Below are 13,872 nucleotides of genomic sequence, written 5' to 3' on the forward strand. Positions count from 1 at the left end.
CCGGATCCCTGGCTGGACCTCTGGCGGCGAAGCTATGGATAGCTGACGGTGATCTCGGCGAGGAAGGTCCTGCCGTTCTGCCGGCTCGTGGCCGAGAGGTAGCTCTCCGCGGCCGGATAGTCGTACCGCGTGTCCATCGCGTTGTAGATGCCGATCACATAGCGGCTGTGGAAGCGCTGGAGCTCCCCGGACACCGTGAGGTCCGCGACGATCGCGCCCGCTGTCTCGTCGGCCGAGCTGCGGCCGACGCGCCGGGGCGCCTCCAGGTTGATCCGGAGCCCCGCGGCGGCGAGCCGCTCCACCACCGGGACGACGCCGCGAAACGACGCGAGGTGCTCCGGCGCGTTGATCAGCCGCTCGCCGCGCCTGAGCTCGCCGCGCTGGTAGCCGTACGTCGCCGCGAGCATCCAGCCTTGCCGCCACTCGCGGCGGAGCTCGACGTCACACCCCGCCACGAACGCGTCTCGACGGCTGTTCACGTAGCGCACCACGCCGGGAACGCCGGGGCGGTCCTCGGCGGAGGTGATCCGGTCCGACAGCTTGCTCGCGTGAACGGCGCCGAGCGCGGTCCAGTCGTCGCCGAGGCGCTGCGAGTACTCGATCTCGGCGGAAGCGATGGACTCCGGCTTGAGCACGAGGCCCCGCTCGGGGTCGACGGCGGGCACCTGCGTCTTGCCGTCGGTGTAGAACTGCTCGGAGATGCTCGGGGCGCGGAAGGCGCGCCCGCCCATGATCTTCAGGACCCCTCCCGGCGCGGGCCGGAGGATGACCGCGGCGCGCGGCACGACGATCGGCGCGAACGTGCTGTAGACGTCGAGGCGCGCGCCCCACGAGAGGCGGACCCACGGGGCGGGCGAGCTGTCGAGGATGAGGTAGCCGGCGCCGAAGCGGTACGGCACGGGCTTCGTGCGCGCGCGGCCGTCCGTGAACACGCTGCTCAGCGTCGCCTCGGGGTGCGCCTGCACCTCGCCGCCCCCGGTGACCCTCAGCCAGGGGAGCGGCGTCCACGCCGCCCTGAGCTCGCCGCCCAGCCAGGTGCCGTGCTGCTGCTCGAAGATCGTCGCCTCGTCGAACGCGTAGGCGCCGTGCCAGACGAAGCGGTTCACGTGGGCGCGCGCCATGAGCTGCAGGTCGGGCGTGAGCCGCGGCTCGAAGCGCACCTCGGCCATCATGTGCGCGTCCTCGTAGCTCGTCCCGAGGTCGTTGAGCCGCGTGCCCACGTAGCCGATCGGGACGAGCTGCTCGCGCGCGTGGTACATCCACTGCGCCGTGAACGGCCCGTACCAGGCGCGCCCGGACGTGCCGCCGGCCCGGAAGGTCTCGGCGCGCTCGGCGATCTGCACGCGCGGCCCCTCGCCCGGGTCCCGCAGCGCCACCGGCACGTCGAACCCGTCGGAGCGCGCCCCGGTGACGCTCGCCCGCACGCCCGCGTCCCTGCGGGCGTTGTAGTGGAACCCGGCGCGCGCGTGGCCCACGCCGTCGTAGTAGGTGCCGGCCGCCGCGTGCGCGCTCGTGGGCTCGTCGCGCCCGCGCGGGACGAGGTTGACGATGCCCGAGAGCGCGCCCGTGCCGTAGAGCAGCGAGCCAGGGCCGCGGACGACCTCGATGTGATCCACGTCGTGGAGGTCGTCGCGGGCGTCGGAGCCCACGAACGAGGCGTTCAGCACGTTGTCGTTCGTCGAGTGGCCGTCGGAGAGGACGAGGAGCCGGTTGCCGTAGTCGAGCGGCTCGCCGAGCCCGCGGATCCCGGCCGAGTAGACGACGTGATCGTTCGAGAGGTAGATGCCGCGCGTGCCGCGCAGCGCCTCGGCGATGGTCGGGTACCCGAAGGCGCGCAGCTCGTGCTGCTCGATGACGCTGATGGATGCGGGCGCGTCCTCCAGGCGCTCGAGGACGCGCGAGGCCGACGACACCTCCCGGAGCGGCGCCAGCGTGACGTCGCGCAGCTCCGCCTGCTGGCCGGCCGTCACCTCGATCGTCCGCTCGACGGGCGCGAAGCCCCGCAGGCTGACGCGGACGCGGCGCCGGCCCACGGCGACGCCCTGGATCACCGACGGCGTGAAGCCCATGGGGCGGCCGTCGATCTCGACGAGGGCGTCGGGCTCGTCGGCGCGCACGAGGATCGAGCCGGTGAGCGGGCTGAGCGTCGCCGTGATCGGCACCGTCTCGTGCGCGGCGACGGTCAGCGGCTGCGGCGCCGCCTCGAAGCCCGGGCGCGAGAAATGGAGCACGTGGCGGCCCGGCGGCAGATCGAGATCGCACGGGGCGGTGCAGGCGGGCGGCGCGCCGTCGTGGTCGACGTGCACCGTGGCCTCGCTCGCGCCGCGCACGTCCACCCGCACGGTGCCGACGATGCGGCGGAGCACGATGAGGACCTCCTTGCTCTGCCCCAGCTTCACCGGGACGTCGTCCACGGCCACGGGCTCGTAGCCCGCGAGCTCGACGAGGATCCGGTAGCGCCCCTCGGACATGGCGAGCCGGCGCGGCGCCGTGCCGCGCGCGCCGAGGTCCTTGCGATCGACGTAGATCCTGGCCCCGGGCGGCGACGTGACGATCTGGAGCACGGCCACGCGCGGCGCGATCCGCTGGAGCGCGGCCTGGACCTCGGCGACGACCTCCGGGTCGGCCTCGCCCTCGAGCGCGTCGTCGTAGTACCGGTGCGCGTCCGCGAAGCGGCCGAGCTCCTCGTAGGTGAGCGCGATGTTGAAGACGACGTTGCGGTTCGGCACGAGCCGGTTCGACGCGAGGAAGTGCTCGAGGGCGGCCTGGAACTGCCCCTGCTTGTAGAGGTCGCGGCCCAGGTCGAAGTGGAGGTCGGCCTCGTCGGCCTGGCCCTCGCCGTCGGCGCGGGCGGCGGGGGCCTGGAGCAGGGCGCCTGCGAGGAGGGGCACCGCGGCGAGCCTCCACCGGCGAGCGCGCGTGCTCGAGGGCGCTCGACGCATGCAGCTAGCGGTGCTCGCGCAGGCGCGTCGCCTTCGTCGGCGCCGGCTCGCTGCTGGCCGGGTACGGCGACGACGGCGCGAGCACCGCGCGCGGGCGGCCCGCCCTCGCCGAGCCGAGCGGCGCGAGCGCGGCGCCGGCCGTGGCGAACCCGCTCGCCGCGGCGGCCGCCGCGGCTGTGGGCGGCGAGGCGACCTCCGACGGCGGGAGGGACGAAGGCCCGGGATCCTCGCGCGAGGGCGCGGAAGGCTCGCCCTGCGCCGGCGCGACCTGCGAGGCCGCCTCGCCGGCAGGCGGCGCGCCCGCGGCCGGCGCCGCGCCGCGCCCGAGCCACGCGGTCGCCGCCATGCCCCCGAGGAGCGCCACGAGCGCCGCCGCCGCGAGGGGCGCGACCATGCTTCGCCGGCGCCGCCCCTGTGGATCCCCTGCGGCGACGCGCTCGCCCCGTCTGAACGGCGCCGCCGTCGGCGCCAGCGACTCGTCCGGGGGCAACGCGTGCACGGAGGGAGGTCCGGCAGCCGACGTCTGCGCGGGCGGCACCGACGGCGAGGCCGCCGCGGTGAACGTGAGAGGAACGACCGACACCCGCGCGGGCGGCACCGACGGCGAGGCCGTGGCGGTGAGCGTGAGAGGAGCGACGGACACCCGCCCAGGCGGCATCGATGGTGAGGCCGCCGTCGCGAGGGCGGGTGGAGCGACGGACGCCTGCGTGGGTGGCATCGAGGAGGCGCGCTCCTTCGCCTGCTCGCTCAAGCTGTGCCGGGACCCACGCGTGGGGCCGATCGGCCCGGTCAGGGTCTCGGCTTCCTCGTCGATCGCCCGCAGGCGGTCCGGCGCCGGCGGCGCGTCGGCGGCCTCGTTCCCCATCGCCCTGCGCAGGATGCGCGCCACCGTCTGGCGCGCGGACTCCGACCCGAGCGGCTCGAGCAGCGTGGCCAGCTCGGCGATCGTCTGGGGACGGCGCGCCGGATCCTTCTCGAGGCACATCAGGATGACCCACTCGAGCGCGAGCGGGATCTCTGGCCGGTGGCTGCGCGGGGGCACGGGCACGTCGGTCACGATGCTGACGAACAGCGCCGAGACGGACTCGGTCTCGAACGGCAGCCGCCCTGTAAGGAGCTGATAGAGCGTCATGCCGAGCGCCCAGATGTCGCTGCGGGCGTCCACCGTCCGGGTGCTGCGGATGTGCTCCGGCGACATGTAGCGGGGGGAGCCGAGCACCACGGCGGATGCGGTCAGCTGGGCGTTCAAGCCGAGCACGCCCTCCTCGGACGCCTTCGAGATGCCGAAGTCGAGCACCTTGATCAGGTTCGAGCCGTCCTTGCGGCTCGCGAGGAAGAGGTTGCCCGGCTTGAGGTCGCGGTGGACGATCCCGAGCGAGTGCGCCTCGGCGAGCGCCTCGCAGGCCTCGATCACATAGCTGACCGCCTGCTCCACGGGCAGCGGGCCCCGCGATTCGAGCAGCGCCTCCAGATCGATGCCATTCAGGTACTCCATCACGAAATAGGGCAGATCGTCGTCGGTCTGCCCCACATCGATGACGCGGGCGATGTGCTCGCTGGCGATCGCCGCCGCGGCCTGCGCCTCCCGGAAGAAGCGCTCCGTGGCGCCGGGCGTGGTGCGCCCCTCGGGCAGCAGGAACTTCAGCGCGACGCGGTGGCGCAGCGAGACGTGGTGCGCCGCGACGACGATCCCCATGCCGCCGCGGCCGAGCACCCGCTCGACGCGGTACTTGCCGCCGACGACATCCCCGACGCGCGGAATCCTGCGCCATGAAGACGGTTCCGCCGCGTCCGAGCCTGCGTGGGCCATCGGCCGTCAGTATACACCAGCACCTCTGGGACCCGGCACAATCTCGGCCGTCCGCTGGCGCCGTGTGTGATACGCCCGCTCCCAGCCCCACCCGCTCTGTCGGGCGGCGATCCAGGCGGGGTGTGGCGCCGCGCGCTCGCAGCAGCGGTTGCGCGGCGAGCGGTGGCGGACGGGACAGCGGGCGCGCGAGCCGGCGGGCCGGCCGACAACCGCCGCGCGGGCTCCGGAATTGCGCACCGCGTGGTGGTTCGTCTCCCGTGGATGACGCGCATTGCTATGCTGGCCACCGGTCTCTCAGCGAGGTCACATCGTGAATGAATTCACCGTGATAGGCCCCCTCCTCGGCGGCGCCCTCATCGGCCTGGGCGCGTCTCTCCTCCTGCTCTTCAACGGGAAGGTCGCTGGCATCAGCGGCATCGTCGGAGGGCTCCTCTTCCGGAAGCCTGGCGATACCGCCTGGCGCGCGGCGTTCGTCGCGGGCCTCCTCCTCGGCGGCCTCGCGCTCGTCGCCGCGCATCCGGTCGCCTTCCCCTCAGCGGGGGGCGGCGGGTCGCTCGGCCTCGTGATCGTCGCCGGGTTGCTCGTCGGCTGGGGCGCGCGGCTCGGCAACGGGTGCACGAGCGGCCATGGAGTCTGCGGCCTCAGCCGTCTGTCGGTCCGGTCGCTCGTCGCCACGCTGACGTTCATCGCGACCGCGGCCATCACGGTGTACGTCAGCCGGCACCTGCTCGGGGGGGCGCGATGAGGCAGGGCGCGGTCGCGTTCCTCGCCGGCTTGCTGTTCGCCGTGGGGCTCGGCGTCTCCGGCATGACCCAGCCGTCCAGGGTCATCGGCTTCCTCGACGTGGCCGGCGGCTGGGACCCGAGCCTCGCGTTCGTGATGGCCGCCGCGGTATCCGTGCACTTCCTGGCCTACCGCGCCCTTCGCTGGCGGCGGCGCGCGGGCGGCGTCGATGCGGCCGGCTCCGCCCGTGCGCCGCGGTTTCCCCTCCTGGCCGACCGCGCGGACGTCCCGACCCGCACCGACATCGACGCGCGCCTCGTCGCTGGCGCCGCGCTGTTCGGCGTCGGCTGGGGTCTCGCCGGGTACTGCCCGGGGCCGGCGCTCGTCTCGCTGGCGACCGGATCGAGCGCCGTGCTCGCGTTCGTCGCGGCGATGGCCGCCGGCATGGCGATCGAGCGTTTCGCCTCGGCCAGGGCGAGAGCGGAGATGAGCGAGCAGACGACGGAATGAACGGCAAGTAAACCAACGCTTGTGACGGGCGGAACGGCGCACAACGCGCGTCGCGCCGGACGGAACATCGTGTGTCGCGCCGGGCGCCGAGCGTCACGGGGGCGCCGCGAGCCGATCGGGATCTGCAGGCCAGAGCAGGCGGCGCGCGTTGTCGCGGTAGATCTTCTGCAGCACGGGCGCGGGCAGGTGCATACCGTAGATCCTCCAGAACCCCTGGCGGCCGTTCGCGGCCTCGGTATCGAAGTAGTCGTCCTCGGTCTCGAGGAAGCGCGCATAGACCTCGTAGCCTGTGGTCTTGGCGCTCTTGAGGTCGGTGCCGAAGAGCACGCGATCCTGGTAGCGCACGAAGAAGCGGTGCGCCGCGCGCGGCTGCCGGCCCAGCTCGCTGATGCTGGCCGACATGTCGACCTGCAGATTGGGGAAGCGATCGAGCCAGCCCGCGAGCTGCTTCAGGTCTTCGGACGAGCTGGCCATGTGCGCGCCCACGAAGGTGATGTCGGGGTGGCGCTCGAGCACGCGGTTGCGCTCCTCGAAGAGCTGCGCGCGCGTTGGAAAGCGCGTCCTGTCCGCGAATGACCAGCTCGGGAACTCGTGCAGCTCGTGCCAGCGCTCGTTCTTCGCGTCCAGCGGGGCGAAGAACGCCGCCGGGTCGGCCACGTGCCAGAGCACGGGCCGGCGGTGGCGCGCGCACGTGCGCCAGACCGGCTCGAGCTCCGGGCTGTCGAGCGCGACGCGCCGGCCCTCGGGCGTGCGCACCGTGAGCCCGAGCTCCTTGAAGATCTTGAGTCCCTTGGCCCCGGCCTCGAAGTCGGTCGCGAGCTGCGCGGCCACGCGCTCGCCCCAGCCCGGCGCGCCCACGAGCGTGAGGTCGAGGTTGGCATAGGTCAGGAAGCGCCCTGGATAGGCGCGGTCGAAGCGCTCGAGCTCGCGCACCAGGCGCTTGCCCGAGGAGCCATCGAGGTTGACCATGGTCTCGACGTGGAACGCGTCCATGCGCGCGACCTCGGCCGCCACGTCGACGACCCGGCGCAGGTGCGTGTGGACATCGACGGCGGGCACGGCCAGGTGGGTGATCGCGGTGCGCTCGAGCGCCAGAAGCGGTACGGGCTGCCAGTCCGCGAGCCGCAGCGCCGCGATGTCGGCGGGCCGCGACGGCGCCGCGCGTGGCGCGGCCGGGCCGTGAGCGCACGCGGCTGGCAGGAGGAGAACGAGCATGAGCGCTGCGATGTGCGCGCTGGACACGAGGCGACCTCTGGACGCGAGCATGACCGAGCATAGCGCGCAGGAGGCCGCTCTCGGCGAGGAGCGCCTCGGGGCAGATCACCGAATTGGCATGATATGCTGCGGGGCGCAGGCGGAACGGAAGGAGGCAACGTGCTTCGACTCCACTTGGCTCTTGGTTGCGCGGTTTTCATGGTTGCAGCGTGCGGCAACGATGTGCACGAGGCGGCCGCGACGGGTGGCGCTGCCGGCAATGGCTCTGGCGGCAGCGGTGGCGGCAGCGGCGCCGGCGGATCCGTCGCGAACAGCGGCGAGGGCGGCGCCGTCGGCTCGGCGGGAACGGCCGGCGCCGAGGGCGGCCACGGCGGCACCGGCGCCGGCGGCGCCCCGGGCGGCGCCGGGGGCAGCGTCGCGGGCGGGGGCGTGGACGGTGCGACCGACCCGTGTGGGGGAGCGTTACCGATCACGTGTGGCGATCGTTTGAATCACAGCACGACGAGCCAGGGGCGCGCGAACGTGTGGACGGCCTACGACCGGACCGCTCGTGCCGAGTCGGGGCGTGAGACGGTCTATGCCTTCTCCTCGACGACCGAGTGCATGATGGTCGCAAAGCTCGAGAACCTCGCGACGGACCTGGATCTCCTGCTGCTGTCCGCCTGCGACCCGATCCGGTCGAACGAGATGGCTTCCTCGACCCCGCTGGATCTACAGACCGTCGAGACCGTGAGCTGGACGAGCGCGCCAGGCCAGACATCCTACCTGGTGGTGGACGGCTACGCCGGGGCCGAAGGCAGCTACACCCTCTCGGTCGACTGCGCGTGTCGATGATCGGACCGCTCCAATCGCGCCGGTCCTGCCCGTCGCGCGGCGGTCAGCGAAGCGCTCCTCGGCTAGCGGGAGGGCGTTCCCCCGGCGGCCGCGTCGGCACGCACCGGCGAGAGCTGCCGCTCTGCGCTCATCTTGCGGATGCAATGGCCGAGGGCCGCCCGCAGGTTCTGCTGGGTGGTGATCTGCGAGAGGTCGAGCCCCAGCGCGACCATCGTCTGGGCGACGTTCGGCTTGATGCCCGCCACGATGCCCTCTGCGCCGAGGAGCCGGATCGCGGTGACGAGCTCGATGAGGTGGCTCGCGACCTTCGTGTCCACCATCTCGACGCCGGTGAGATCCAGGATGGCGAAGCGCGCCTGCTTCTCGACGATGCGCCCGAGCAGGCTCTCCATGATATCGGCCGTCCGCACGCTGTCCACGATGCCCACCATCGGTAGCGTGAGCACGCCGCTCCACACCTCGATGATGGGCATCGACAAGGTGCGGATCACCTGCCGCTGGTTCTCGATCTGCTGGAGCTGCGACCGGAGCTCTGCTTCGGCGTTCTTCGCCTCCGTGACGTTGAGCGAGATCCCGAGCACCCCCTCGATCTCGCCGGCGTCCCCCCGGAAGGGCACGACCCAGCTCTCCCAGTGATAGCCGTGCACCTCCTCGTGGGAGTGAGTCTGCTCTCCGACGAGCGAACGCCGCACGCTGTCGGTGATCGGGTAGCCTTTGTACAGCTCGAAGACGCTCATCCCGACGAACTGGTTCGGCTCGATGTTGCAGTCCTTGAGGCCCTTGCCCTCGCTGAACAGCAGGACTCCCTCCCGGTCGGTCGTCCAGATGCCGATGGACACGTGTTCGGCCAGGTGGTCCAGGACGCGCGCCTTGAGGCTGCTGCGTGGGCTCGGCTCCGGGGTGCGGGTGAGGACGCCGCGGAGCGAGCCGTACACCGCGTCGCCCGACGGCGACCGGGTCGCGCTGCACGCGAGCGTCCTGCGGCCGCCGTGCGCGTCGCGGAAGCACACGGCCAGCTGCACGGGATCGCCGGACGCCCGCAGCCGGCTCCAGGCGGCCTCGAACGATCTGGCGTCGGCCTCCTCGTCGACGAGCGACGCGAGCGTTGCCCCCCGCGCGGCGACCGGCCCCAGGGCGCGCTCCAAGGCGCCGCTGGTCCGCCGCAGCCGGCCATCCAGCTCTGCCACGAACAGCATGTCGGGACAGGACGAGAAGAACGCCTGGAGCGAGTCTACAGGAGATTCCGGGTCTGCCACATGACCTCCCACCCTAGGGCCGGCAACATCCCATGGTACTTACCAGAGGCCCATCGCGCATGTGAAGCGCGTTCGATCGAGCATGCCGCGAGCTCGCCTGCCCCTGTCGGTTGGGGCACAGTGTGCTTGTCGTACCATGAAGGCCCCCTGCCTGCTCCTCACGGCGCTCCTCGCTGGCGCCTGCGGAGGTGGCGAGGAGGCCCGGGAACGACTGCTCACTTGGGCGGGTCCGTGCGATAAACGAGGCATGCCTGCCGCCCTCGCTGCGCTCGAGTCCGCCCTCGCCGCCGGCTCCGTCGAGGCGTGGTTGGCGGAGCTGCGCGACGAGGCGGTTCGCTCGCGGATCGGTCGCGCGCTGGACGCCGATCGCAGGCTGTGGACGCAGTACCCCGATTCGCTGGGGAGCTGCCTGTTGGCGCAGCCGGGAGCCGCTGGTGATGGAGGAGCCGCTCGGCTTTCCGCACTGGTACACGCTGGCGTACGACCGCGAGGGGTCGCGCCTGGCGGCGCTGCGCCAGGAAGAGACGACGGTGGCGCTGCACGAGCTGCCGCACGGGCGTTGCATCCGCACGGTGGCGTTCGAGCTCGCCGGCTGGGCGCTGGGGATGGCCGAGGACGCGAGCCTGCTCGCGGTGCAGCAGGGCGGGCAGATCGAGGTCCGCACCGAGGACGGCGCGATGGTGCGGCGCTGCGGCCAGGCGACGACGTCGGGCCGGCGGCCGCGGTTCTCCGAGCCGGCGCCGCGGTTCTCGCGCGACGGCAGGCGCGTCGCCGCACGCGTGGGCGGCAAGGACTGGCGGATCTGGACGCTCGCGAGCGGCGAGGAGGAGCGCGTCGAGGGCAGGCTGGAGAAGGTCGCCGACTTCGCGGCGCCGGAGCCCGCCGATTGGGCGCTGGAAGCCGGCACGATGTCGGTGTTCACCCACGGGCCGAGCGGCACCAAGATCGCGCTGCCGGTGATCGGCGGGTGGGTGTGCAATCCGGCCGATCCGCGGATCGCCGTTTGCGACGAGCTGCTCGTCGAGCTGCGGGCCGGCGGCTGAACCCGGGTGATCCTGGCGTCCCCCGATTGGACGTGGGAATCCCGATGGCACTGCCTCGCCGAGATCGGCATCCGCAACCCCGGGTTGCGCGCCCGCACAATGGCCATCGGCGAGCGGATCGAGGTGCTCACGCTCCTCCGCTGCGACGAGGTGTTGGGCACGCACGGCTACACTCGGGCAAGCAGCACCTGGTAGCCGTTGAACTCGTTCTTCCAGTCCCCATAGACGGCCGCAAGTCCGCACGTGGGGCAGCGGCATCCGAGATAGAGCCAGCGTACATCCTCGCTCTCGCCGTACAGGGACACGCCGACGGTGATCTCGAAGGCTTCATTTCCGCAGGGGCAGGCGCACTGCTCCAGCTCGGCGTCCTCCAGGTACTCGTCGCTATCCGCGATCGGGTGGTCGCACGCACAGGCGACGCACGTGCGGACAGCTGCTCCCTCAGCGTCATCGAGCGCGAGGCGGAACTGCGTGCCGCCACACTCGCAGACCGCGTCGGCGAAATGGTGAGCCAGGTAGGCGTTGTCGCCGCTGTACCGCAGCAGCACCTCGCGGACGTCAGCTTGATTATCGCCGTACCAGTGCTTCCCACGCTTTTTCAGCACAAGCTCCGTTCCTCCCTGCTGCCCAACGTCTGCCGTTCTGCCGCGGGCCGGGCTGCCGAACGGAGCGAGGTTGTCCGGCACGTCGGTCAGCATCGGCTAATTGGGCGGCCCAGTCCGCGCATCGCTACATTGAGAAGATGAAGCTGCGCAGTTTTTCACGAACGACTACTGCCGGGTCGGCTCCATCTGCCCTGAGAGACAACATTCGCTCCAGGTCGGCATCATCCAACACGAGAATCATCTTCCGCTCGTACAACAACGGCAGCCCGCCGGTCCTACTGTGCAGCCCGTCGGGCCTCCTGTACAAGCCTCGGCGGCCTGCTGTGCAGCGCCGTCGGCCGTCCTGCGCAGCCCATTGGCCCTCCTGTACAAGCCCCGGCGCCCTCCTGCGCGGCCCCGTCGACCCTCCTGCGGACCCATATTGTGTCCTACGATACATTATCTCCTGTCCAGGAGACCCCCCGCGCCCCTCCTGCGCACCTCTATTGGTGTCCTTCGTTACCATCATCCGGCTCCTGCGCAGCCCCGGTGGGTCTCCTGCGCAGCCCCGGCGTGCCCTCGCGCGCCTTTTGTGGTTGCTGCGCCATCATGCGCTCCTCCGCTGGCTCCGTGGCCTGCTGCCCGCGGCGCCGGGCACGCCGCTCCCCCGATGCCGCGGCACACCGCCGCTACCAACCTTCGGCCCCAGCGCCTCCCTCGTGACGTGACCGACTCGTGCTCTCCTCTGACCAATGCCTTGTTCGCCGATCGACAAGATGAAGGACTATGCGCCCTTCCCCGCTTTCCGCGGCGCCGCGTCCACCGGAGATACGGAGGAAGACGAAGCCTTCGCGGAGGAGGGCGCGCCGGAAGGCGACGCATCGGAGGGGGCGTAACGGGTCGGGTCGGAGGGGGCGTAACGGAAGGAAGACGGCGAGCCGGGCGCGTGCCACGCGACGCACCTCGACTCGCTCACACGGCCTCCGATGCCAGGGACAGACAAATGCATTGCGGCATCGGACTGATTTTTCCCATCCGAAGCGCCGGTTTATGGCGATTTCTACCCCGTTGACCCTGTGGGGCTCGCGGGCTTACCGTCCGCGCATGCGTGTCGTTGAGCCATCGCTGCACGGCTGCCCGACGCTCGGCGGGACCACACCGGCCGCCGAGGGCCTCTGCGCCGTTCCGATGGCGGTTCGCGAGCAAGCAGGGCTGCTCCGTTGGGATGCGCGGTGAGGCGGAGGGGAGCTCATGCGTCGTCGGGTCGATGATCGAGCCCGCGGGGTTGCTCGTGCCATCTCGCTCCTCGCGATGGCCTCGACGGGCGCTGCCGGTATCTCCGGGTGCTCCTACGCCGACGACTGCGCGAGGACGTACACGTGCGAGCCGCTCCCCGGCGAGATGCCGCCGCAGCTCCCGGCGTCGCCGTGCGACGGCGATCCTGCGAAGAGCGCGGCGAAGGACGGGTGTGGGGTGTTCGTCAGCGCGTCGTCAGGCGACGACGGGAGCCCTGGCACGAAGGGCGCGCCGGTGAAGACCTTGCAACACGCGATCGGGCTCGCCGTGCACGGACGAGGCGACGGCAAGCCGCCGACCCGGCGCGTGTACGCGTGCGGCGGGTCGTTCGAGGAGGAAATCACGCTGCCTTCCGGGGTCGACCTCTGGGGCGGCCGCCGCTGTCAGAGCGGCGACTGGTCGTACGCGTGGTCGTTCGGCGGGCCGGACGAGCCCACCGTCATCGCGCCGCCCGAGGGGATCCCGCTGCGGATCCTCGAGGGGGAGGACCTGGGGGCCATCCCGGGGGACGACGCGACCTCCATGATCTTCGGCGTGCGCGCCGTGGCAGCGGACGCCTCGGCGCCCGATGGCAAGTCGTCGATCGCGATGATCTTGAGCCCGGGGACCCGGGCGATCGTGCGGGACAGCAAGATCGTCGCGGGCAACGGCAAGGACGGGGAGCCGGGAGAGGACGCGCCCAGGGAGCGGGCGCAGGACGGGGCGCCGGGGAACCACGGCGCGCACGCCTGCACGGCGGACTTCGCGACGGGCGCCCTTCCCGTTGTGACCGTGTGTGATGACGGCACCGAGTCCATTGGAGGCTACGGGGGCGACGGCGGGCTCGACGCAGGGGGCGACGGGGAGCCGGGGCAGCCGGAGCCGGCGGTGAGTCCGGGAGGCAAAGGCCTCGCGGGGACCGGCGCGGGCAGCAGCCCGTGCACACCAGGGAAGGACGGCGCCGAAGGCGCCGATGGCGGGCGCGCTGCCGGCGCCGCGGGCGCGGGCTACCTCTCGGAATCGTATGGCTGGGTCGGCATCCGGGGCGAGGACGGCAAGCGGGGCGGCGTCGGCCAAGGAGGGGGAGGCGGCGGCGGCGGCAAAGGGCGAGACGGCACGATCGCGTGCCGCGCGGGCGGACCGCAGGGCGGCGCGGCCGGCGGCTCGGGCGGGAGCGGCGGTTGCGGCGGCCGGGGCGGCATGGGGGGCGGCTACGGCGGATCGAGCATCGGCATCGTCGCGTTGCAGGGAAGTGCGCTCACGCTCAAGGCGACCGAGATCACCGCGGGCAACGGAGGTCGAGGGGGCGCCGGCGGAGGGGGTCAACCTGGCGGCGGCGGTTGGGGTGGCGGCTCCGGCGGGACTCACACGGAAACGGAAATGTTGCCCGCGTGCCCCGGCGGGCGGGGAGGCAATGGCGGCCGCGGCGGGGACGCCGGCGGCGGCATCGGGGGCTCGTCGTACGGCGTCGCGTTCGTTGGCGCCTTCTTGAGCCTCGATCCGGACGTGATCGTCCAGTTTGGACGGGTGGCCGACGGCGGCCCCGGAGGCAATGCGGTGCCTGACGCCGACCGGGGCTGGGGTGAGCCCGGCGACGGCATGGCCTACCGTCCGTTCGATGCGCCCGCTCCAGGACCCCCCCAGTGACCGAGGCGGTGCGCGCCGTGCGGCGCCGAGAGA

General features: G+C 72.2%; 10 protein-coding genes. 5 read left to right on the forward strand and 5 right to left on the reverse strand.

The window, feature by feature from the left end; genetic code table 11:
- Window positions 1-32: 32 nt before the first annotated feature.
- Together WME82_RS12730 and WME82_RS12735 are read right to left on the reverse strand one after the other, a co-directional pair.
- Window positions 33-2,891, reverse strand: a complete 2,859-nt coding sequence (locus tag WME82_RS12730) for a TonB-dependent receptor domain-containing protein (RefSeq protein WP_438043064.1) — start codon at window positions 2,889-2,891, stop codon at window positions 33-35.
- A 55-nt stretch (window positions 2,892-2,946) separates the two neighbouring features.
- The gene (locus WME82_RS12735; protein WP_438043065.1) at window positions 2,947-4,752 is read right to left on the reverse strand and encodes a protein kinase domain-containing protein; all 1,806 of its coding nucleotides are present in this window, start codon (window positions 4,750-4,752) and stop codon (window positions 2,947-2,949) included.
- A gap of 310 nt (window positions 4,753-5,062) precedes the next feature.
- On the opposite strand from WME82_RS12735, the gene WME82_RS12740 reads away from it, so the two are divergent.
- Window positions 5,063-5,497 carry a YeeE/YedE family protein gene (locus tag WME82_RS12740; RefSeq protein ID WP_437745723.1) on the forward strand — a complete coding sequence of 145 codons (435 nt, stop codon included), beginning with the start codon at window positions 5,063-5,065 and terminating at the stop codon, window positions 5,495-5,497.
- Window positions 5,494-5,985: a DUF6691 family protein gene (locus WME82_RS12745; RefSeq protein ID WP_438043066.1), complete on the forward strand. Its 492-nt coding sequence runs from the start codon at window positions 5,494-5,496 to the stop codon at window positions 5,983-5,985. The genes WME82_RS12740 and WME82_RS12745 overlap by 4 nt, the downstream gene beginning before the upstream one ends.
- Window positions 5,986-6,078: 93 nt before the next feature.
- On the opposite strand, the gene WME82_RS12750 is transcribed toward WME82_RS12745, so the two are convergent.
- Entirely contained in the window at window positions 6,079-7,251 is a 1,173-nt protein-coding gene (locus WME82_RS12750; protein WP_438043067.1) for an amidohydrolase family protein, read from the reverse strand.
- A 147-nt stretch (window positions 7,252-7,398) separates the two neighbouring features.
- On the opposite strand from WME82_RS12750, the gene WME82_RS12755 reads away from it, so the two are divergent.
- Window positions 7,399-8,034, forward strand: a complete 636-nt coding sequence (locus WME82_RS12755) for a hypothetical protein (protein ID WP_438043068.1) — start codon at window positions 7,399-7,401, stop codon at window positions 8,032-8,034.
- Window positions 8,035-8,096: 62 nt separating this feature from the next.
- Here the strand turns inward: WME82_RS12755 and WME82_RS12760 are convergent, their stop codons facing one another.
- Window positions 8,097-9,290, reverse strand: a complete 1,194-nt coding sequence (locus tag WME82_RS12760; protein WP_438043069.1) for a PAS domain-containing protein — start codon at window positions 9,288-9,290, stop codon at window positions 8,097-8,099.
- A 437-nt stretch (window positions 9,291-9,727) separates the two neighbouring features.
- On the opposite strand from WME82_RS12760, the gene WME82_RS12765 reads away from it, so the two are divergent.
- Window positions 9,728-10,333, forward strand: a complete 606-nt coding sequence (locus tag WME82_RS12765) for a hypothetical protein (protein ID WP_438043070.1) — start codon at window positions 9,728-9,730, stop codon at window positions 10,331-10,333.
- Window positions 10,334-10,500: 167 nt separating this feature from the next.
- Here the strand turns inward: WME82_RS12765 and WME82_RS12770 are convergent, their stop codons facing one another.
- The gene (locus tag WME82_RS12770; protein WP_438043071.1) at window positions 10,501-11,031 is read right to left on the reverse strand and encodes a hypothetical protein; all 531 of its coding nucleotides are present in this window, start codon (window positions 11,029-11,031) and stop codon (window positions 10,501-10,503) included.
- A gap of 1,137 nt (window positions 11,032-12,168) precedes the next feature.
- Between WME82_RS12770 and WME82_RS12775 the strand changes: the two genes are divergently transcribed.
- A complete protein-coding gene (locus WME82_RS12775) occupies window positions 12,169-13,839 on the forward strand; it encodes a hypothetical protein (protein WP_438043072.1) in 1,671 nt (556 codons plus the stop codon).
- The last annotated feature ends 33 nt before the right edge of the window (window positions 13,840-13,872 follow it).

Origin of the sequence: Sorangium sp. So ce128 (assembly GCF_051525245.1) — a bacterium.
Lineage (GTDB): Bacteria > Myxococcota_A > Polyangia > Polyangiales > Polyangiaceae > Sorangium > Sorangium cellulosum_B.